The following is a 21,284-nucleotide window of genomic DNA, read 5'->3' on the forward strand; positions in this document are numbered from 1 at the left end:
CATGTCTTCTATCGGGACCCGGGACCCGGGACCCGGGACCGGGGAAAAGCAGGGCAATCAGCGCACGCATGCCGCTGTAACGGGTCCCGGCCTTCACAAACGCACCAGCGACCCGGCCGCATTCGGCCGCGTTGCGGTGCTGCTCGGCGGCACCTCGTCCGAGCGTGAAGTCTCGTTGAACTCCGGCAGCAATGTGCTGGAAGCGCTGCGCGCACGCGGTGTGGATGCACAGCCGGTCGATGGCATTCCGGCGTTGGCCAAGGCATTGGTCGCACAGCAGTTCGATCGCGTCTTCAACGTGCTGCACGGCCATAACGGCGGTGGCGAAGACGGCATCGTGCAGGGCCTGATGGAAGCGTTCGGCGTGCCGTACACCGGCTCGGATGTGCTCGGCTCGGCGCTGAGCATGGACAAGATCCGCACCAAGCAGGTGTGGCTGTCGCTGGGCCTGAGCACGCCGCGCTACGCGCGTCTGGCCGCCGGCGCCAGCGCCGACGACATCCATGCCGCGGCCCGGCAGATCGGCTTGCCGGTCATCGTCAAGCCGGCCAACGAAGGCTCCAGCGTCGGCGTCAGCCGCGTGTTCGACCAAGCGCAACTCGAAGAGGCGGTGACCCTGGCTGCCCGCTACGACGGTGCGCTGTTGATGGAGCAATTGATCGAAGGCGATGAACTGACCGTTGCCGTGCTCGGCGATACCGCGTTGCCGTCGATCCGCATCGTGCCCAAGGGCCAGTGGTACGACTACAACGCCAAATACCTGGCCGACGATACGCAATACCTGTGCCCGGGTCTGGAGGGCGAAGCCGAAGTGCAGATCCGCCAGCTCGCCCTGGACGCCTTCCGCGCTGCCGGCTGCCGCGGCTGGGGCCGCGTGGACGTGATGCGCGATGGCAGCAGCGGCCAGCTCTATCTGCTTGAGGTCAACACCGCCCCGGGCATGACCAGCCACTCGCTGGTGCCCAAGGCCGCCCACCAGCTCGGCATCGACTTCGAAGAACTGGTCTGGCGCGTGCTGGAGCAGACGCTATGACGCCGGGATTGGGGATTCGGCATTCGGGATTGGTGAACGGTGGCGCCATGCGCGTTGTTGCTGTTGCCGTTGCCGTGACAAATCCCCAATCCCCAATGCCGAATCCCGTGTGCGGAGCACACCCATGAACGCCACCCTGCGCATCCTGGCGTGGTTGCTCGCAGTGGCGCTGGTCGCGTTGCCGGTGGTGGCCGTGCTCAACGGCTGGGTCGGCGCCGAGCGCTGGCCGCTGGCGCGGTTGCGGGTGTCGGGCGATTTCAAGCGGGTGCCGGCCGAGCAGTTGCGTGCGGTGGTCCTGCCATATGCGCGCGCGGGCTTTTTCGCGGTGAAGTTGCAGAGTGCGCAAGATGCCATCGCGCGCCTGCCATGGGTGGAAAGTGCGCAGGTGCGCAAGCGTTGGCCGGATGTGCTGGAAGTGCACGTGACCGAGCACAAGCCGTTCGCGCGTTGGGGCACCGACCGCATGTTGTCCGAGCAGGGCCGCTTGTTCCGCACCCCGCCGCTGTTGAAGGATTTCAAGTTGCCGCAACTCGGTGGCCCGGACAGCAAGACCCAGGAGGTGGTGGCGCTCTACAACGAGTCGCGCGCGTTGTTCGCGCCGACTGGGCTGGATGTGGAGCGTCTTGAAATGGATGCGCGCGGCAGCTGGTCGCTGGGCTTGAGCAACGGCGTGCAGATCGTGATCGGCCGCGACGATGCCCGTGCCCGCCTGCAACGCTTCGCGCGCGTGCTGCCGCAGCTGGCCGACCCGCAGCGCCCGATCGCTCGCGCCGACCTGCGCTACACCAATGGCTTTACCGTCGAACGGCGAATGGAGAATGGGGAATCGGGAATCGAGAAGAAGCCAAAGCCCGCATTGCCCGCTGCGCCTCACACACTTGTTCTCAACTCTCCCCGCATTCGTGTACCGCTGTTGACGATTCCCCATTCCCCATTCGCTATTCCCGGCTTTAAGACATGAACCGCAAAGGCGACAAATCCCTCATCGTTGGACTGGACATCGGCACCTCCAAGGTCGTTGCGCTGGTCGGCGAGTATTCGCCCGGCAATCCGATCGAAGTGATCGGCATCGGTTCGCATGAATCGCGCGGTCTCAAGCGCGGCGTGGTGGTGGATATCGAATCCACCGTGCAGTCGATCCAGCGTGCGGTGGAAGAAGCCGAGCTGATGGCCGGCTGCGAGATCCGTTCGGTGTATGCCTCGATCTCCGGCAACCACGTGCAGTGCAAGAACTCGCCCGGCATCGTGCCGATCCGCGATGGCGAAGTGACCTGGAGCGATCTGGAACGCGTGCTCGATGCGGCCAAGGCCGTGGCCATTCCGGCCGACCAGCGCATCCTGCATGCGATTCCACGCGAGTACGTGCTGGACGATTCGCAAGAAGGCATCCGCAACCCGGTCGGCATGACCGGCGTGCGCCTGGAGGTGCATGCGCACCTGGTGGTGTGCGCGCAGTCGGCCGCGGCCAACATCACCAAGTGCGTGCAGAAGTGCGGCCTGCAGGTGGACGATCTGGTGCTGTCGTCGCTGGCTTCCAGCGTGGCGGTATTGACCGCCGACGAACGCGAACTGGGCGTAGTGCTGGTGGACATCGGCGCCGGCACCACCGACCTTGCGGTGTACGTGCAGGGCGCGATCTGCCACACCGCCTCGTTGCCGATCGCCGGCGACCACGTCACCAACGACATCGCGCACATGCTGCGCACGCCCACGCCGGAAGCCGAACAGATCAAGGTGCGTTATGCCTGCGCGCTGGCGCAGCTGGCCACCGCCGAAGAAAGCATCCAGGTGCCGTCGGTGGGCGACCGCCCGCCGCGCCGCATGCCACGGCATGCGCTGGCGCAGGCGGTGCAGGGCCGGTACGAAGAAATCTTCGAGATGGTGCAGGCCGAACTGCGCCGTTCGGGTTTTGAAGAAATGGTGCGCGCCGGCATGGTGCTCACCGGTGGCGCTTCGAAGATGGAAGGTGTGGTCGAACTGGCCGAAGAAATGCTGCAGATGCCGGTGCGCGTGGGCATTCCGCAGCACGTCACCGGCCTGGGCGAAGTCGTCGGCAACCCGGTGCACGCCTCCGGCGTTGGCCTGCTGCTGATGGGCAGCCAGATCGAACATCCGCGCCGTCCGTCGATCCCGACCGGGCGCGCGGGCAGCTTGTTCAAGAAATTGAAGAACTGGTATCGCGGCGAATTTTGAGGCCGGGACACGGGACCCGGGACCCGGGACCCGGAAGAGCAAAAAAGCGGACAGCGGAAGGTGGCGGAGAGATTGGGTTGAATCGGTAGGTGGTTGAGCGGCACGCAGCATTCATAAGAAACATTTTGCCGGTCCGAGTTTCGGGCCGGGAGCCGGGAGATCGCTTCCCGGGTCCCGGGTCCCGAGCCCCGGGTCCCGGCTTCATACAAGAGGACACTGACATGGCACATTTCGAACTGATTGAAAAAATGGCTCCCAACGCGGTCATCAAGGTCGTTGGCGTCGGCGGCGGTGGCGGCAATGCCGTCGCGCACATGGTCAACACCAATGTCGATGGCGTGGAATTCATCACCGCCAACACCGACTCGCAGGCGATCAAGAACTGCGGCGCCAAGTTGCAGCTGCAGCTCGGCACCAACGTCACCAAGGGCCTGGGCGCAGGCGCCAATCCGGAAGTCGGTCGTCAGGCCGCGCTGGAAGACCGCGAGCGCATCATGGACGCGCTGCAGGGTGCGGACATGGTGTTCATCACCGCCGGCATGGGCGGCGGTACCGGCACCGGTGCCGCACCGGTCGTCGCACAGCTGGCCAAGGAAATGGGCATCCTGACCGTGGCCGTGGTCACCAAGCCGTTCCCGTTCGAAGGCCGTCGCCGCATGCAGGTGGCGCTGAAGGGCATCGAAGAGTTGAGCCAGCATTGCGATTCGCTGATCACCATCCCCAATGAAAAGCTGATCACCGTGCTGGGCCGCAACGCCACCATGATCCAGGCGTTCCGTGCGGCCAACGACGTGCTGCAGGGTGCCGTGCAGGGCATCGCCGACCTGATCGTGCGTCCGGGCCTGATCAACGTCGACTTCGCCGACGTGCGTACCGTGATGTCGGAAATGGGTCTGGCCATGATGGGCACTGGTTCGGCACGCGGCGACGATCGCGCGCAGGCCGCTGCCGAAGCCGCCATCCAGAACCCGCTGCTGGACGATGTGAACCTGGCCGGTGCCAACGGCATCCTGGTCAACATCACCGCCGGCCCCGATTTCACCATGTCCGAGTTCGACGAGATCGGCCGCACCATCGAAGCGTTCGCTTCCGAAGATGCGACCGTGGTCGTGGGCACCGTGCTCGACCCGGACATGCAGGACGAAGTGCGCGTGACCGTGGTCGCCACCGGCCTGAACCGTGCGGTTGCCCGTCAGACCCAGCGTCCGGACCAGCGCGCCCCGATCAAGCTGGTGCGCAACGCCACCACCGGCCAACCGGAGTTCGGCGACTTCGACGCCTCCAGCGGTGATGCGGTGTCCAAGGCCGTCGGCGGCAGCATGGGTCTGGGCCTGCGTCGTCCGAGCAGCGATTCGGTCGGCAGCAGCCATAGCACCGGCAATTCCGCACCGCCAGCCGCAGACCTGCCCAACGATTACCTGGACATTCCGGCGTTCCTGCGCCGCCAGGCCGACTGAGGGGCGCCGGCGGCGCCGCCACGGCGGCGTCGCCCGTCCCACCCGAGGGTTGCCTCGGGGCTGTAATGCCATGTCCTTTCTGCCGGATCGGTGACGGTCCGGCAGCTTTTGCACTGGCGTGACCGCAGGATTACAGCGCTCGTCACGCGCAACTTGTTAAAATTCGGATAATCTCACCGGATTAGACAGCCGGTTCAGCGTCTGTCTGCATTGTTCCCCCAGACTTCGCATATGACCCAGCAACGCACCCTCAAGAACACCATTCGCGCCACCGGCGTCGGCCTCCACAGCGGCGACAAGGTCTATATGACGCTGCGACCGGCCCCGGTCGACCATGGCGTGGTGTTCCGACGTGTGGACCTGGAGCCGGTGGTCGAAGTGCCTGCCGATGCGGAGCTGGTCACCGAGACCACGCTGTGTACCGGCCTGACCTGCAACGGCGCCAAGATCCAGACCGTCGAGCACCTGATGTCGGCGCTGGCCGGGCTGGGCGTGGACAATGTCATCGTCGAACTGTCGTCGGCCGAGTTGCCGATCATGGATGGCTCGTCCGGCCCGTTCGTGTTCCTGCTGCAGTCGGCAGGCATCGTCGAGCAGGACAAGCCCAAGCGTTTCATCCGCATCAAACAGCCGGTGGAAGTGCGCGAGGGTGACAAGGTCGCGCGCTTCGAGCCGTATGACGGCTACAAGCTGGGCTTCACCATCGAATTCAACCACCCGATGATCCCGGCCAAGCAGTCGCGCCAGGAAATCGAGTTCTCCACCTCGGCGTACGTCAAGGAAATCTCGCGCGCGCGCACCTTCGGCTTCATGCGCGACCTGGAATACATGCGCGAGCGCAATCTGGGCCTGGGCGGTTCGATGGACAACGCCATCGTGCTGGACGAGTTCCGCGTGCTCAACGAGGACGGCCTGCGCTACACCAACGAATTCGTCCGCCACAAGATCCTGGACGCCATTGGCGACCTGTATCTGGCCGGCGGCGCCATCCTGGGTGCCTACGAAGGCTTCAAGTCCGGCCACGCGCTCAACAACAAGCTGGTGCGCGCCCTGCTGGCGGATCAGGCTGCCTGGGAATGGGTGAGCTACCCGCAAGGGTCCCAGCAGCCGCCGGTCACCTACGCCAGCCCTGTCTACGCCTGAAGGCAGTGATCGAACCCTCCGCAGCGGGCGACGGGCGCGGCCAAGGCCCAGCGTTGCAGCGCCCGGCATCCGCTGGTCGTGTCACGCGTGCCATCTGCCCCGGCGCAGCCGAGCATTCGGCAGCGTTTGTGTCAGGGAATGCCGCAATCGGCATTCAAAGTGTGAACTCTGTCAGATTTCAGGTCGGTTCTTAACTTTTATTTAAGACTTCTCTAACTCCTGCGGCCTCCACGCCCGCTAGGATGCGTCGGGTCGTGCGTGGTCTTCGCAATCTTTTCACGCACAGGCGGTCGCTTCGAGAGGGCGGCCAGGACGTCACCGCTTGGTCGGTAAGACGTCCTGCAAGGACGCCAGCGCTTCGCGCAGACCTTTGTGCGTGGCTTCGGATACCGGCCGTGGACGGTCGCGGTTCTGCTGTGTTGGGGAATGCAGCGGAGTGCTTGCTGTCTTGACGGTCACTGCGGTGGCCTTCAATCCGATGGATCGGGCGGCATCAAGGAGTTGGGTCTCGGCAAGCCGCACCTTGGCATGCCAGATCGGTGAATCAACCAGAAAAACGAGCTGTTCGCCTCGGACATTGGCCAACCGGCAACGGGTGGCCAGATGGGGCGGTAACAGGGGACGCAACTGCCGGTCCAGCGCATCGAGCCACAAGGCCCGGCGCAACGGGTCGCCAGCCTTTTCCCCCAGCGCGGCCTCGATGGCCGGTTGTGGTGTGGAGGGGTTGCGTGCGTTGGACTTGGGCTTGGACATGACACTCATATGGCGTTGAAAAAAGTTGTAATCAAATCCCGTCAGACACGGGCAGAACGATTGACCCGGCAGATCCAGGGCTTTGCCGCAGATCGGCCGATGCTCGTCCTGGGCGCGGTACTTGGCCTGGGCATGCTGATGGGCGTCGGCGCCAGTACCGCGACCGGCATGGTGACCAATTCCGCGCTGCAGGCCAAGGTCGCGCAGCAGCAGGTCGAGCTGGCCCAGGCGCAGCGCGCCTCGCAGGCGCAGGTCAACGCGCTGGCGGCCCGCATGGGCGAGCTGCAGGCGCAGGCCACCCGCCTCAATGCGCTGGGTGAGCGGTTGACCGAAATGGGCAAGCTGAAGGACGGCGAGTTCGACTTCGACGAGCCGGTCGGCGTCGGTGGCGGCGACGAGCCGGTCAGCGACATGCCGGTGAAGGAGCTCACCGAGACGTTGGGCCAGGTCGAACAGCAGTTTTCCGCGTCCGGGCAGCAACTGAACGTGCTGGCCTCGCTGATGTTCGATCATCAGCTCGAGCAGAACGCGGTGCCGTCGCGGATGCCGATCCGCAACACCTACATCACCTCCGGCTTTGGCGGCCGCGCCGATCCGTTCGATGGCGGCTCGGCCTTCCACAAGGGTGTGGATTTCCATGCCAACGTGGGCGACCCGGTGATGTCGGTCGCCGACGGCGTGGTCAGCTATGCCGGCGTGCGCGGCGGTTACGGCAATGTGGTCGAGGTGGACCACGGCAACGGCTATGTGACCCGCTATGCCCACAACTCGCGGCTGGTGGTGAAGGTGGGCGACCTGGTCCGCGCCGGCCAGCAGGTGGCCAGGGCCGGTTCCAGCGGCCGGTCCACCGGCGCACACGTGCATTTCGAGGTCTGGGCGGACGGGCGCGTGGTCAATCCGCGCAAGTTCCTGGGCGACACCAACACGCCGGTGGGGCGCCGAGGGCGCGGTTGACGAAGGCATGGCAGGCTCCTGCGGAGCTGCTTGATTCGTGAAGGCTCGCCCCAAGCTACAATAGGGTGTTGCCATGACAGGGCGCAGTGCGCCCTGTTTCGTTTACGGCGGTCGGGTCTTGGGGACCGGCGTCGGTCAAACCGTTCCTTTTCAACCGGTTTCTTCAATGATCAACAGTCTGCTTACCCGTGTCTTTGGCAGTCGTAACGAACGCCAGCTGCGCCAGCTCAACCGCCTCGTCACCCAGATCAATGCGCTGGAGCCGACGATCGAGAAGCTCTCCGACGCCGAGCTGCAAGCCAAGACCCCGGAGTTCAAGCAGCGGCTTGCCGCCGGCGAGTCCCTGGACAAGATCCTGCCCGAAGCCTTTGCGGTGTGCCGCGAGGCCAGCCGCCGCGTGCTGGGTATGCGCCATTACGATGTGCAGCTGATCGGCGGCATGGTGCTGCACCTGGGCAAGATCGCCGAGATGCGCACCGGCGAAGGCAAGACCCTGGTGGCGACCCTGCCGGTGTACCTCAACGCGCTGCAGGGCGAGGGCGTGCACGTGGTCACGGTCAATGACTACCTGGCGCGTCGCGACTCCGCGCAGATGGGCAAGTTGTACAACTGGCTCGGCCTGAGCGTGGGCGTGGTGTACCCGGGCATGCCGCATAGCGACAAGCACGCCGCTTACGCTGCCGACATCACCTACGGCACCAACAACGAGTTCGGCTTCGATTACCTGCGCGACAACATGGCGCTGTCGCGGGCCGACCGTTACCAGCGCAACCTGCATTACGCCATCGTCGACGAAGTCGACTCGATCCTGATCGACGAAGCGCGCACCCCGCTGATCATTTCCGGCCCGGCCGACGAGTCGCCGGAGCTGTACATCCGCGTCAACCGCATCGTGCCGCAGCTGACCAAGCAGGAAAGCGAGGAAGGCGAGGGCGATTACTGGATCGACGAGAAGGGCAAGCAGGTGCATCTGTCCGAGGCGGGCATGGGCCACGCCGAAGAACTGCTGATGCAGGCCGGCATCCTGGAAAATGCCGAAGACGGCCTGTATGCCGCGCAGAACCTGAGCGTGGTGCACCACCTCAACGCCGCGCTGCGTGCGCATGCGATCTATCAGCGCGATGTGGACTACATCGTGCGCGATGGCGAAGTGGTCATCGTCGACGAGTTCACCGGCCGCACGCTGTCCGGGCGGCGCTGGTCCGACGGCCTGCACCAGGCGGTCGAGGCCAAGGAAGGCGTGCCGGTCCAGCGCGAGAACCAGACGCTGGCCAGCATCACCTTCCAGAACCTGTTCCGCATGTACAAGAAGCTGTCCGGCATGACCGGTACGGCCGATACCGAAGCCTACGAATTCCAGAGCATCTACGGGCTGGAAGTGGTGGTGATCCCGACCAACCGCCCGACCGTGCGCAAGGATCATCCGGACCAGGTGTTCCTCAACCGCAAGGGCAAGTTCAATGCGGTGCTGGCCGACATCGAAGACTGCGCCAAGCGCGGCCAGCCGGTGCTGGTGGGTACCACCTCGATCGAAACCTCGGAGATGCTCTCCGAGCACCTGCGCAAGGCGGGCGTGAAGCACGAAGTGCTCAACGCCAAGCAGCACGAGCGCGAAGCCACCATCGTGGCCAACGCCGGCCAGCCGGGCGCGGTGACCATTGCCACCAACATGGCCGGTCGCGGTACCGACATCGTGCTGGGTGGGTCGCTCGAGTCCGAATACCACGCACTCGGCGAGGAGGCGACCGAAGAAGCGCGCTTCCAGGTCAAGACCGAATGGCAACGTCGGCACGACGCGGTCAAGGCGGCCGGCGGCCTGCACATCATCGGGACCGAGCGTCACGAATCGCGTCGTATCGACAACCAGCTGCGCGGCCGTGCCGGTCGTCAGGGCGACCCGGGGTCGTCGCGCTTCTATCTGTCGCTGGAAGACAACCTGATGCGCATCTTCGCCTCGGACTGGGTGCAGAAGGCGATGCGCATGATGGGCATGAAGGAAGACGACGTCATCGAAGATCGCCTGGTCAGCCGGCAGATCGAAAAGGCGCAGCGCAAGGTGGAAGCGCACAACTTCGACATCCGCAAGAACCTGCTGGATTTCGACGACGTCAACAACGACCAGCGCAAGGTGATCTATGCCCAGCGCGACGAGTTGCTGGATGCCGAATCGGTCAAGGACAACGTCGACGGCATCCGCGGCGATGTGATCTACGACCTGGTCGCACGCTTCGTGCCGCCCAACTCGGTGGACGAACAGTGGGACCTGCAGGGCCTGGAAGCCACGCTGGAATCGGAGCTGGGCATGCCGCTTGCGCTACGCGAAATGGCACGCACCCAGGAAGAACTGGACGCCGAACAGATTGCCGCCAAGGTGCAGGCAGCGGTGGACGCGCACTTCGCCGAGAAGGAAGCGGCCGTGGGCAACGACACCATGCGTGCGTTGGAAAAGCACGTGATGCTGACCGTGCTCGACCAGGGCTGGAAGGAGCATCTGGCCAAGATGGACTACCTGCGTCAGGGCATCTACCTGCGTGGTTACGCGCAGAAGCAGCCCAAGCAGGAATACAAGAAGGAAGCCTTCGAGCTGTTCTCCGAGATGCTGGAGAACGTCAAGCGCGAGGTGATCAACCTGCTGGCACGCGTGCGTATCCGCAGCGAAGACGAAGTGGCCGAGCTGGAAGAGCAGGAGCGTCGCCAGGCCGAAGCCCGCCTGATGGCTTCGCAGTTCCAGCACCAGGATGCCGGCGGCTATGGTGCCGACGAAGAAGTGGAACAGATGCAGGGTGCCAACGCCCCGGTGCCGGTCTCGCAGGTCACCCGCGACGAACCCAAGGTCGGCCGCAACGACCCGTGCCCCTGCGGCAGCGGCAAGAAGTACAAGCACTGCCACGGTCAACTCAGCTGATGCTGAGTTGACCGTGGAGCAGCCCGCTTTGCGGGCTGCTCACCCGCTATCCGCAACGCGGATAGCGGGCTCACGGTGTTGCTTCCGATCCCCTGCTCCTTCGGCGCGCCCCCCTTACCAAGGGGGGCTCTGCTTACGGGGAGTTGGTGGGGCTCTTGAGAAGTGGAAATTGTTTGAAAAGTGAGCGGTGAATGTTGGAGGCTGGGCGCAAGGTCCTGCTTCCCGATCCTGCGTGCGTTGGGCCGACTTCCTGGTAACAGTGTTGCTGGTTGAGTCGGTCGGCATTCGGTGGGATACCACGGCATCAACGCCAGAACCGCGCGTTCAAGACGCCTACTCTGGTGAGCGTGAGCTGCAGCTACGCAGTCGTAAATCGCTTGATGCGTTACCTGTGCCGCCGTGCGTCACGCTGCTGCGTCTGTGCGATTGCGGGGCGTATGCTCATTGCCCGTCCTGCGTGGAGTGCGGTCATGTCGCAGCTGTCCAGCCAGCAACTGAAGGTCTTCGTGCCTGCGCGCGATTACGCGGTGTCGCAGCGGTTCTATCGCGCGCTCGGATTCGTGCAGGAAGACGAGGTCGGCAATGTGACCTGCCTTCGGCATGGCGCGCAGTGCGCGTTCTTGCTGCAGGATTTTTACGTGCGCGAGTTGGCGGAGAACCTGATGCTGCATCTTTGGGTGGACGATGCCGACGCCTGGTGGCAGCTCGTGCACGACATCGGCCTGGATGCGCAGTTCAGTGTGAGCTTCAGCGCTCCGGAAGACCGGCCCTGGGGCGCGCGATTTCACCTTGCACGATCCCAGCGGCGTGCTGTGGCGAATCGGGCAGCCTTTGTGAAGCCGGGATTGGGGATTCGTGATTGGGGATTTGTAACAGCTGGTGCAATACAGGCGTTAGCCAATCCCGCATCACGCATCCCAGCCCTCAAGCGATTGCGCCGAGTGGCCCACTCGCGGCACTCTTGCGCCATGCCCGATTCCCTTCGATCCATTCACGTCGTTGCCGGCGTGATCACCGACCCCCGCGGTCGGATCCTGTTGACCCGCCGCACCGAAACCCGCGACATGCCGGGGCTGTGGGAGTTCCCTGGTGGCAAGCGCGAACCTGGCGAAACCTCCGAGCAGGCGCTGGTGCGCGAGCTCAACGAAGAGCTCGGCATCGAGGCGCAGGTGGGCGAGTGGGTCATGGAGGTGCCGCAGCTGTATCCGGACAAGCGGCTGCGTCTGGAAGTGCGCCACATCACTGCCTGGAAAGGCAGCCCGCGCGGACGCGAGGGCCAGGCGATGACCTGGGTGGCGGCCGACAAGCTTGCCCGCTATTCGATGCCGCCGGCCGACGTGCCGGTGGTGGGTGTGCTGCGTCAGCCCGACCATTATCTGATCACCCCCGAGCCCGATGACGCTGCGTTATGGCTGGAAGGTCTGGAGCGCGCCTTGCAAAGCGGACTCACGCGCATCCAGTTGCGCGCACGGCAGGCCGAGCCCGCGCACTGGAGGGCCTTGCTGCAACAGGTGATGGGCTTGCGTGGTCGTGCACGCGCGCAGCTGTTGCTCAACCGCGACATCGCGCTGGCCGGGGAGCTCGGCATCGGCGTGCATCTGGGCTCGGAGCAACTTGCCACCTTGCAGGAGCGTCCGTTGCCAGCCAAACAGGTCGTCGCCGCGTCGTGCCATGGCCTGGAGGATCTGCGTCACGCGCAACGGCTCGGCTGCGATTTTGCGGTGCTGGGGCCGGTGCAGGCGACGGCGTCGCATCCAGGCGCGACGCCGTTGGGATGGGACGGATTTGAACGATTGCGCGAGCAGGTCGCGCTGCCGATCTACGCACTCGGCGGGATGCAGGCCGACGACCTACGCGAAGCGCGTTCCCACGGCGCACAAGGTATTGCGGCGATTCGCGCGCTGTGGCCGCAGTGACTGCGTCGTCAGCGACCTTGGTGGTGTTCGGCGGATTGCCGGCGATCTCCGCACACGCAGCCGCCTGCTGGAAATCGAAGGAGTGTGCCGCGAACGCAAGATGCATCGGCAGCGCGTGGAATCGTGGCAGAGCGCGGTGCCCGGATTGCGGGTGCCGGATTGGTCCTCCGTACTCGCGCATGAATATGCGGTGTGGACCGAGCCGCATTGGGTGATCGACAGCGCCGGGCCGAACCCGCAGCAGGCGGCTATGCAGATCATGGACCGGCTTGCCGCGTAGCCTGCAGGCGTCACCTCCCGAGGCATGGGGTCCAACGGACTCGCGGAGCCGATACGCTCTACCGACGCAGGCACTTCGCCACTGCAATCCGCTGGCGTCCTCCAAGGGGGCGCTGCGCTAGAAGGTCACCCAGAAGCAGTTGTACTGCCGGCGGAGCCGCAACACGCTCCGCGCCGGAGTACCGCTGGCGAGGTTCTGTTCCAGGCGCAATCCCCATGGGCGGGGACGCGTGGGTGCCGGCAAGGGCGCATCGATTGTGCTGCCGTCCAGCGAGGGTGTTGTTGCGGTGTTGTCCACGTCCCAGGTGGGCGGGTCGCTTTGCGGATACATCGGCACGATGTCCAGCAAGGGGCGTTGCACGATGGCCTCCAGCCGGCTCAGCACCTGGTTGGCCGCCGCGTCGGATTGCCCGCTCCACAGGTACAGGCTGGACAATCGATTGACGTCGCGGCTGTCTACGGCGGTTTGCAGCAACGTCACCAGTTCGCTCAGCCGCCGGGGGCAGCCATAGCGATGCAGCCCGGTGTTGCCCGGCGCGCGCGGGGCAGGTGGCGCGCGCGTAGCGGCGCCCACGTCTTCGCAGCGGCGGTCGGTGAACATGGTCTGCCCATCCGGCGTCACGCAGCGACGGATCTCCTGTGCCTGCACGCCGATAGCGGCAGACAGGCCAAACAGCAGCAACAGCATGGGCAGGATGCGGGGCATCCGCGCAGCGTAGCCGGCCACGTGTGAGCTGGCGACAAACACCAGGATTCATGGCCTTCCGAGTCTGGTTCTGCCGGCCACGCCTACGTGGTGGACTTGATGACAGCCCCCGATGCGGCAGGCCTGCCGGTTACCGACTTGTGCCGTGCGCAGCATGTACGAGCCGGCGGCGAGGGTAACGCACGTGCGGCGCATTGCCCGTGGCCAGGTGCGCTGCTGCGCTCAGCGACCGAGCAGCTGCAGCACCTGGGTGGTCGGCTTGGCCAGGTTGAGCGTGTAGAAGTGCAGCGCCGGCGCGCCGCCGGCGATCAGGCGCTGGCACAACGTGGCCACCACTTCCGCACCGAAGGCACGCACCGCGTCGGCATCGTCGCCATAGGACTGCATCTTCTTGCCGATCCAGCGCGGAATCTCCGCGCCGCACTGCTCGGAAAAGCGCCGCAATTGCGAAAAATTGGAGATCGGCATGATGCCGGGAATGATCGGGATCGCCACGCCCATGCGCTGTACCGCATCGCGGAAATGGAAGTAGGCATCGGCGTTGTAGAAATACTGGGTGATGGCCGCATCCGCGCCGGCATCCACCTTGGCCTTGAAATAGCGCAGATCGCTCAGCGCATCGGCCGCCTGCGGATGGGTTTCCGGATAGGCGCCCACCTCGATCCGGAAGGCATCGCCGTGCTCGGCGCGGATGAAGGCGATCAGGTCCGAGGCGTAGCGCAGGTCGCCGGGATGGCCCATGCCCGAGGGCAGGTCGCCGCGCAGCGCCACGATGCGGGTGCAGCCGATGGCGCGATACAACTTGAGCAGTTCGCGGATCTCCTGGCGGCTGCCGCCGACGCAGGACAGGTGCGGCGCCGCTTCGAACCCGTGCTTCTGCTTGAGGTGGCGCACTGTCTCGGAGGTGTAGCTGAGCGTGGAGCCGCCGGCACCGAAGGTGCACGAGACATATTCCGGTGCATAGCCTTTCAACCTGGCCGCGGTGCGGTCCAGCTGCGCGCGCTGGTCGTCGGTCTTGGGCGGATAGAACTCGAAACTGAGATGCGTCATCGCGGCGGCTTCTGCGGATCGTGCCGGCATACTATCGCTTCATCGCGATGAATGCATATCTGGTGGCGGATGATGCTGCGCAGGCGCGCGATGCAAGGTGCGCGGCATCTGCGCCACACGTTGACGTCTGCCTGCCTACACTGGGCACCCCTCAACAGAGCGCCTGCATGAGCGACACCACGATGACCGCCATCGCCATCCGCGATGGCAAGGGCGACGCCGATGCGCTGTACGCCACCGAGCAACCGCGCCCGTATGCGGCACCGGGGCAGGTGCTGATCCGCGTGCATGCCGCCGGCATCAATCGCCCCGATCTGCTGCAACGCGCCGGCCACTATCCGCCGCCGCCGGGCGCGCCGGAAACGCTGGGCCTGGAAGTTGCCGGCGAGATCGTGGAGCCCGCCGGTCGCTGGAAGGTCGGCGACCGTGTCTGCGCCTTGCTGGGCGGCGGCGGGTACGCGCAATACGCCGCGGTCGATGCGCGTCATGTGCTGCCGATTCCTGCAGGCATGGATCTGGTGCAGGCGGCCGCGCTGCCGGAGACCATCTTCACCGCCTACACCAACCTGTTCGAACATGGCCAGCTGGCAGCCGGCCAATGGCTGCTGCTGCATGGGGCGACGTCCGGAATCGGCGTCACCGCCATCCAGATGGCCAAGGCTGCCGGTGCGCACGTGCTGGCCACCGCACGCTCGGCAGCCAAGGCGGCGCAGGCGCGCGAGCTGGGCGCCGATATCGCCATCGACTCCACCCGTGAGTCGTTCGTCGACGTGGCCAAGGCGCACGCCGGGGTGGATGTGGCGCTCGACATGGTGGGTGCGGCCGTCTTTGCGCAGACGCTGGACGCGCTCAACCCGCGCGGACGCATCGTCTATATCGCCTCACAGGCCGGGTCCACCATCGAGGTGCCGATCCCGCAGCTGATGCGCAAGCAGGCCGTCCTGACCGGCTCGACCCTGCGCCCGCGCAATGCCGATGAAAAGGCGCGGCTGGCGGCAGAGGTCGAACGCGTGGTGTGGCCCTGGATCGAACAGGGCAAGATCCGCGTGCTGATCGACAAGCGGTTCCCGCTCAGCGAGGCGGCCGCCGCGCACCGCTATCTGGAGCAGGGCAGCCACCTGGGCAAGGTGGTGCTGGAAATGTGAGCGCACGCGGTCAGCAGCCTGGCGATGCGACGGTAGGCCATGCTGATGCTCATGCAACGACGCAGCGCCGGGCGGTTTATCGCGTGCCTGCTCGCACCGCTTCCAGATGGTGGCCGTCGGGGTCGATGACAAAGGCGGCATAGTAGCTGCTGCCGTAATCCGGCCGCAGACCGGGTGCACCGTTGCAACGGCCGCCGTGTTGCAGCGCTGCCCGGTGGAAGGCATCCACCGCTGCTGCATCGATCGCGGCAAAGGCCAGGTGGAAGCCGTCTCCCGGCGCGCAGTGCGTGGCCGGGCGTTGCTTCAATGCCAGGCTGTCTTCGCCGCCGGGTCTGCCGTAGCCCACGGCCTGGTCGAGCGTGCCCGGCTCCAGATCGGACCACACCCGTACATGGCCCAGCGCCCCCAGAACGGCGTCGTAAAACACGACAGATGCCTCGATTGCGCGAACGCCCAGCGAAACGTGGTGCAACATCGAAGCGGCCTTCCGTGACGACGGCACATCGGCGTGCCGGCGGCGATGCTGGGCTGCATCGACGGTGAGGTCAATCGCAGGACAGGACCATGCCGCTGGCTGGCGCGGGAATGCCGGCGCTTGCAGGTCGCCATCGCCGGGATGGCAAGCACGCCGGCATCGCCGGCCGTGGGCAGGTATAGCAAAACAAGCAGGAGCGATGTCTCGCGGTGGGCTGCGCGCTGACCGTACACTGCATCGCGCTGGCGGATGCGGCCCACGGCTGCGCTGCCCCATGGTGCGCGATCAGTCGATCGTGTCGCCGCTCTCCTTATCAGCACGAAGGTTTCGATGAAGCATCCAGACGCATTGCGCATTGCCCTGGTGGGGATCGGCAAGATCGCCCGCGATCAACACGTGCCGACCATTGCCGCGCGCCCCGATGTGCAGTTGGTGGCCACGGTAAGCCGGCATGGCACGGTCGACGGCGTACCGGCGTACCAAACCCTGGATGAGGCGTTTGCCGCGCATCCGGAGCTGGAAGCGGTCGCGTTGTGCACGCCGCCGGTGGGGCGACATGCGTTGGCGCAAGCGGCGTTGACGGCTGGCCGGCATGTCTTCCTGGAAAAGCCGCCGGCGGCCACGCTCGCCGAGATCAACGATCTGCGCACTGTGGCGCAGCATGCGCAGCGCAGCCTGCTCACCAGCTGGCATTCGCGCTACGCCGCTGGCGTGGAGCCTGCGCGTGCGTGGCTGGCCGACAAGCAGATCGTGCGGACGCACATCACCTGGAAGGAAGACATCCGCCACTGGCACCCCGGGCAGGACTGGATTCTCGAACCCGGCGGCATGGGCGTGTTCGATCCCGGCATCAACGCCTTGTCCATCGTCACGCATCTGCTGCCGCGCCCCTTCGCCCTGCGCGAGGCCGAGCTGCACACGCCGGAAAACCGCCAGGCACCGCTGTCTGCCCGGCTCGCCTTCGTCGATACCGCCGGCGTGCCGGTGACGGCGGAATTCGATTTCCTGCAGACCGGTCATCAGCGCTGGGACATCGAGGTGGAAACCACGCAGGGGCTGCTCGTGCTCAGCGAAGGCGGCGCCAAGCTGAGCATCGACGGGCAGCCGCAGGCAGTGCCGGCATCCAGTGAATACGATGGGCTGTACCGGCGTTTTGTGCAGCTGGTGCGCGCGGGCGACTCGGACGTGGATGTCGCACCGTTCGTGCATGTGGCCGATGCGTTCCTGCTCGGTGCACGCAAGGTCACCGCGCCGTTCGCCTGGTAACTCCAGGCCGCAGCGATCCGCAACGATGCCGATGGCTGCCTTCATTGAACATGGCGCTCATCGTGATGACCGCCCCGGGCGCGGTGATCGCCGCGCCTGAGGCGGGCCGCGTCATCGGTTGTCCAGTGCGACGTCGCCTGGTGTGCCGGGCGGCGAAGCCGCCGTCGTGGCGCGCGCAGGGTGCTGCTGCAACGCCGGCTTGATCTGCGCACGGAAGCGCCGCACGACCCAGGTTTCATCCAGGAGCGCGAAGGCGAAGAAGCTCAGCAGCGTGCCGGCCACCAGGGTGGGCGCATGCGCGAAGGTGCCTGGCAGCAATAGGCTCAGCCACAGGAAGATGTTGGGCGATGTCTGCAGCAGATGGATATCGGAGCGGATCGCCGGGCCGATGCGCTTGCCGGTGACGCGCTGATGCAGGTACAGGGACGCCGCGCTGCCCAGCCGGCATGTCAGCAGCAGCGCAAACGGCAACAGCAGTGCGCCCCAGGCCCGCCAGCCGCCATGCGCCAATGCATCCGCCAACGCGGGGCCACCGGCGCGTAGCGCGACCAGCAAGGCCATCGGCACCATCGTCAGTGAGCCGACCCAGCCCCAGTTGGTTGCCAGCTTGCCCGCAGCGATCGGACGCGCACGCCGCCAGCTCTGTGCCAGCAGGCAGGGCAGGGCCAGCGCAAGCAGCAGCACCACGAAATACCGCTCCAGTGCATGCGCATTGCCCAAGACCTCGCGGTGATCCAGGAACAGCAGCAACAGCACCACCGGCAACAGCATCGACAGCACCAGGGTATAGCGCGCGGCAAAGAAATAGTCGCCGCCGCGCGCCAGCGAAAAGGTCGGCACCGAGAGCGCCGGTGGCACGATCAGCAACAGGCCCAGGACGTGCATCCACGCGTTGTCGAACTGGGTAAGCAGCACCATCGCAATCAGTGCGCGCGCCACACTGATCACGCTGAGCGCGACGTTCTCCGGGCCGCGGGTCAGTCGCATCGCGTCAGGTTCGATACGCACCGACAGGAAAAACGCATTGGCGGCCAGCAGCGCCACGATGGCGGCGGAGCTGATGCCATGCGGGAGCGACACGCCCAGGCACGACAGCGCAAAGCCGGCCACTGCGGCAATCAGCATCCATTGCAGTAAATGGATTTCGGTCTGCTCGCCCAGGTAGTTCATGCGCGATGAACTGCGTGCGGTCATGTGTTTGAGTTCGTCCCACGACAGCGGCCGCGAGTTGGGAAGCCGGAAGTCGATGTAGTCGGCAGGCGGCAGGCCGGCGGCGATCAGGGCGAACACCTCGACGATGTATTTGTGCGCCACCACCAGCACCTGCTTGCCCTGGCGGTCCAGCGGCGCCAGCACGGTGTCGTAGTACTGCTTGCAACGCGCGTACATGTCCATCCAGTGCTCGCCGTCGGGTGGCGCGCCTTGCGCGTCATGGAAGCAGGCGTCGTAGAGCCGGTGGCCGATGGACTTCTTGATCAGGGTCTTGTTCTTGCCGGCGAAGATGCCGAAATCGCGTTCCACCAATGCCGCGCTGGAGATGACCTGCGGCGCCCCGGGCACACCGTCGAGAATGATCGCCGCGGTCGCCTGTGCGCGCTCCAGCGTCGAGACGTGGACCTGGTCGAACTGCAGTCCACGGCGCCTGACCTCCTCGGCCGCCTGCCGCGCCTGGCGACGTCCCAGCGAGGTCAATGGCGAGTTCTGCGCGCCGGCAAAATAGTTCTGTTCGTTGGCGAGCGACTCGCCGTGACGCACGAAGTACAAAGGCATCGGCTTGCTCCGGTTCTGCTCCTCGGGTGCGAGATCGCGTGCGTTGCCACGGTGGCGCGCTCGCGTCGCGGTCGGCCGTCTGCACGCCGGGTGGGCAGATGAATCGGCATGCATCGGGCTGCGAGGTAGGTCCACCCGGCAGCGGGTTTTGTTGCGTCCGAAGGCCTGGTCTTTTCGATCAATTCATGTTGCAGCGAAGTTCGTATCGATCGTGACCTGGCGCATGTCTGACCAGACCGCTCATCGCATGACCAAGCGGAGCAAGCGCAGGCTGCAGAATGAAAAACGCCTCCGCGCGCGCAAGGCGGCGGAGGCGGTGTTTGCTTGCAACGGTCTGATGCACGCAACGATGTCCAGGTCTGCTTTACATAACCTGGGCACGTTGTGGGAGCGCGCGCTGTGCGCGGTCTGCGGCTTGGCTCAGCGGCGCCACATGCGCGCGCCCCGCGCCGGCAGCGTGAACGTGTAGGAGCCGCTGGAGATACGCACCACGCTGCCCGAACCCAGGGCATCCACGTAGTCGGCATTCCAGTACAGCACGCTGTTGTTCATGCCGACCGTGGTGTTGACCGGGTTACCGCACTTGTTGATGCCCACGATGCCGAGGCTGCCGCGGCGGAACAGGATGTGGCAGGCGCTGGACGACAGCACTTGCATGTCGGTGCCCTGTACGCTGTTGTGAAAGCCGATCATGCGACGCAGGTCATCGCGCTGATACGCGTTGACCCAGCGGTTGTCGCCACTTTCGTTGTTGTCGGTGTACACCATCGGCATGCCGCCATTGCGTCCGATCAGATAGGCATAGGCCAGGGTTTCGTCCACCGGGTCGAGAATGGCGTAGCGGAAGCCGGCGTTGTTGGGGATATCGTGGGTGATGGCGAAGGTGACCGCACGGTTGCCCGGCAACGCCTGCCCCGACGCGGCGGGGTCCACCAGCTGCTGCATGCTCGCACCGACCGCGAACGCATTGCGCACCGCATTGAACAACGGGAAGTCGTAGGCCGCATGCGGTGTGGATTGCAGATACGGCGCCAGGAACTGGTCGTAATCGCCGTTGCCGCTGCCGCCGCCGGTGATGACCTCGCCAAACACGTACACGCCCGAGCGAATGCCTGCATCGAACACGCGGTTGAGATGATCGAAGGTCATGTGCTTGGCTGCATCCACGCGGAAGCCGCTCACCCCCAGGCCCTTGAGTGCCTGCAGATAGGCACGCTGCTGCTGCACCACCCAATCATTGCCGACCAGGTCCGGCAGACCCGGATCGCTGCCGCCGCCGCAGATACGGTAATTGCGCACCTGGTAGGCATCGTTGTAATTGCTGATGCATTGCGCCGGGCCGAAGTCGCTGGCGCTCAGGAAATTGGACTGCAAGGTGCCGAACAGGCGCAGCGAATCGTAGCGGCCGGGATTGGCGGCGTACTGCGACAACACCGCGCTGCCGGGGTAGTTCAGATCCGGACGCGTGGCCGCTTCGTTGGCCATGTGGTTGAGCACCACGTCGGCATAGGTTTGCACACCGTTGTTGGCCAATGCCTGCACCATGCGCGAAAACGCCGCGGTGTCGCCGAGCGGCCCGTCGATCACGCGCAGATCCTGCGGCTGGTAGCGCGCCCACCAGGCACTGCCTTGCGAACGGTAGGCGGGTGCCACCAGCACCTTGCGATAGCCCGCATCGGCGATCTGCTTGGCGCGTGCTTCGACGGTGGCATATGGCCAGTTGAAGGCGTGCAGGATCACATCGGCCTGCACATTTGCAGTGGTCAGCAGCAGAACCAGTGCCGTCAGCAACAGGCGGGTGCATCGCTGCGTGAGCGAAGGCGGAGAAGGAGCAATGAGGGTGTGCATCGGGTGGATCTCCAGTCGGTAGGAGCGAGCATCCGCGCAGCTGGCGATGCCCACATTCAAGCCTCCGGCCCCTGTTCCGGAAAGCGCGCGCACGGCGTGCAGCGCGCGGTGATGCTAAGCGCGCATCGCGCCGCAACATCGGTGGTGTGCATACGTATTCAATGCGGTGAACCGCCGAATTGCGTGCAGGGTTCGACGGCAACGGGGTGCCTGGTCGCAGAATTGCCAGCCCTCCGCGATCGCGCTGGTACGCAGGGACGCGGCGCCTGCTTCAGCGACGAATGTATCTGCTGTGGCAGATCACTGGCTGGGTGACCGGCTCGGCCAGCGCAGGTGTCGCCAGGCCCGGCGCCATCATCATCGGGGATGCAGGTCGTACGCGGGCCACGAG

General features: G+C 65.4%; 16 protein-coding genes and 2 pseudogenes. 12 read left to right on the forward strand and 6 right to left on the reverse strand.

The genetic code is table 11. The annotated features are described in order from the left end of the window. The first annotated feature begins 1 nt into the window (after position 1). The 5 genes from ACCQ10_RS04335 to lpxC all read left to right on the forward strand — a co-directional run bounded on the left by ACCQ10_RS04335 (position 2) and on the right by lpxC (position 5,826). Positions 2 to 1,033, forward strand: a complete 1,032-nt coding sequence (locus ACCQ10_RS04335) for a D-alanine--D-alanine ligase (RefSeq protein ID WP_372362344.1) — start codon at positions 2 to 4, stop codon at positions 1,031 to 1,033. Positions 1,034 to 1,157: 124 nt separating this feature from the next. Then, a complete protein-coding gene (locus ACCQ10_RS04340) occupies positions 1,158 to 1,994 on the forward strand; it encodes a cell division protein FtsQ/DivIB (protein ID WP_039404164.1) in 837 nt (278 codons plus the stop codon). Further along, on the forward strand, positions 1,991 to 3,226 hold the full coding sequence (ftsA, locus tag ACCQ10_RS04345; protein ID WP_003485272.1) for a cell division protein FtsA: 1,236 nt from the start codon (positions 1,991 to 1,993) through the stop codon (positions 3,224 to 3,226). The genes ACCQ10_RS04340 and ftsA overlap by 4 nt, the downstream gene beginning before the upstream one ends. Before the next feature lie 221 nt (positions 3,227 to 3,447). Further along, positions 3,448 to 4,683 (forward strand): cell division protein FtsZ, encoded by a 1,236-nt coding sequence (ftsZ, locus tag ACCQ10_RS04350; RefSeq protein WP_039404161.1) that lies wholly within the window; start codon positions 3,448 to 3,450, stop codon positions 4,681 to 4,683. Between the two features lie 231 nt (positions 4,684 to 4,914). Further along, entirely contained in the window at positions 4,915 to 5,826 is a 912-nt protein-coding gene (lpxC, locus tag ACCQ10_RS04355) for a UDP-3-O-acyl-N-acetylglucosamine deacetylase (RefSeq protein ID WP_039404158.1), read from the forward strand. 315 nt (positions 5,827 to 6,141) lie between these two features. Here the strand turns inward: lpxC and ACCQ10_RS04360 are convergent, their stop codons facing one another. Continuing rightward, entirely contained in the window at positions 6,142 to 6,588 is a 447-nt protein-coding gene (locus tag ACCQ10_RS04360) for a DciA family protein (RefSeq protein WP_372362345.1), read from the reverse strand. On the opposite strand from ACCQ10_RS04360, the gene ACCQ10_RS04365 reads away from it, so the two are divergent. From ACCQ10_RS04365 to ACCQ10_RS04385, 5 genes and pseudogenes are all read left to right on the forward strand, one after another. Beyond that, positions 6,589 to 7,533: a M23 family metallopeptidase gene (locus ACCQ10_RS04365; protein WP_039564741.1), complete on the forward strand. Its 945-nt coding sequence runs from the start codon at positions 6,589 to 6,591 to the stop codon at positions 7,531 to 7,533. It begins immediately after the preceding gene. A gap of 166 nt (positions 7,534 to 7,699) precedes the next feature. After that, on the forward strand, positions 7,700 to 10,438 hold the full coding sequence (secA, locus tag ACCQ10_RS04370) for a preprotein translocase subunit SecA (protein ID WP_039404154.1): 2,739 nt from the start codon (positions 7,700 to 7,702) through the stop codon (positions 10,436 to 10,438). Between the two features lie 470 nt (positions 10,439 to 10,908). After that, a pseudogene (locus ACCQ10_RS04375) lies at positions 10,909 to 11,275 on the forward strand (VOC family protein). A gap of 131 nt (positions 11,276 to 11,406) precedes the next feature. Next, positions 11,407 to 12,354, forward strand: coding sequence for a Nudix family hydrolase (locus ACCQ10_RS04380; RefSeq protein ID WP_372362346.1), 948 nt, complete (start codon positions 11,407 to 11,409; stop codon positions 12,352 to 12,354). Between the two features lie 49 nt (positions 12,355 to 12,403). After that, a pseudogene (locus ACCQ10_RS04385) lies at positions 12,404 to 12,634 on the forward strand (AAA family ATPase); the annotation flags it as partial. Between the two features lie 117 nt (positions 12,635 to 12,751). On the opposite strand, the gene ACCQ10_RS04390 reads toward ACCQ10_RS04385, so the two are convergent. Together ACCQ10_RS04390 and metF are read right to left on the reverse strand one after the other, a co-directional pair. After that, positions 12,752 to 13,381, reverse strand: coding sequence for a hypothetical protein (locus ACCQ10_RS04390; RefSeq protein ID WP_372362347.1), 630 nt, complete (start codon positions 13,379 to 13,381; stop codon positions 12,752 to 12,754). 180 nt (positions 13,382 to 13,561) lie between these two features. Continuing rightward, entirely contained in the window at positions 13,562 to 14,389 is an 828-nt protein-coding gene (metF, locus tag ACCQ10_RS04395) for a methylenetetrahydrofolate reductase [NAD(P)H] (protein WP_166750273.1), read from the reverse strand. 167 nt (positions 14,390 to 14,556) lie between these two features. On the opposite strand from metF, the gene ACCQ10_RS04400 reads away from it, so the two are divergent. Beyond that, entirely contained in the window at positions 14,557 to 15,534 is a 978-nt protein-coding gene (locus ACCQ10_RS04400) for an NAD(P)H-quinone oxidoreductase (RefSeq protein ID WP_372362348.1), read from the forward strand. 76 nt (positions 15,535 to 15,610) lie between these two features. Here the strand turns inward: ACCQ10_RS04400 and ACCQ10_RS04405 are convergent, their stop codons facing one another. Next, the gene (locus tag ACCQ10_RS04405) at positions 15,611 to 16,009 is read right to left on the reverse strand and encodes a VOC family protein (RefSeq protein ID WP_039404181.1); all 399 of its coding nucleotides are present in this window, start codon (positions 16,007 to 16,009) and stop codon (positions 15,611 to 15,613) included. Between the two features lie 330 nt (positions 16,010 to 16,339). Here ACCQ10_RS04405 and ACCQ10_RS04410 point away from each other — a divergent pair, with 330 nt between their 5' ends. Beyond that, on the forward strand, positions 16,340 to 17,275 hold the full coding sequence (locus ACCQ10_RS04410) for a Gfo/Idh/MocA family protein (RefSeq protein WP_372362349.1): 936 nt from the start codon (positions 16,340 to 16,342) through the stop codon (positions 17,273 to 17,275). 111 nt (positions 17,276 to 17,386) lie between these two features. Here the strand turns inward: ACCQ10_RS04410 and ACCQ10_RS04415 are convergent, their stop codons facing one another. Next, a complete protein-coding gene (locus ACCQ10_RS04415; RefSeq protein WP_372362350.1) occupies positions 17,387 to 19,045 on the reverse strand; it encodes a histidine phosphatase family protein in 1,659 nt (552 codons plus the stop codon). Between the two features lie 420 nt (positions 19,046 to 19,465). Continuing rightward, positions 19,466 to 20,836 carry an alpha-amylase family protein gene (locus ACCQ10_RS04420; RefSeq protein WP_372363055.1) on the reverse strand — a complete coding sequence of 457 codons (1,371 nt, stop codon included), beginning with the start codon at positions 20,834 to 20,836 and terminating at the stop codon, positions 19,466 to 19,468. Positions 20,837 to 21,284 lie beyond the last annotated feature (448 nt).

The organism is Xanthomonas sp. NCPPB 1325 (assembly GCF_041477645.2).
Classification (GTDB): domain Bacteria; phylum Pseudomonadota; class Gammaproteobacteria; order Xanthomonadales; family Xanthomonadaceae; genus Xanthomonas; species Xanthomonas cannabis.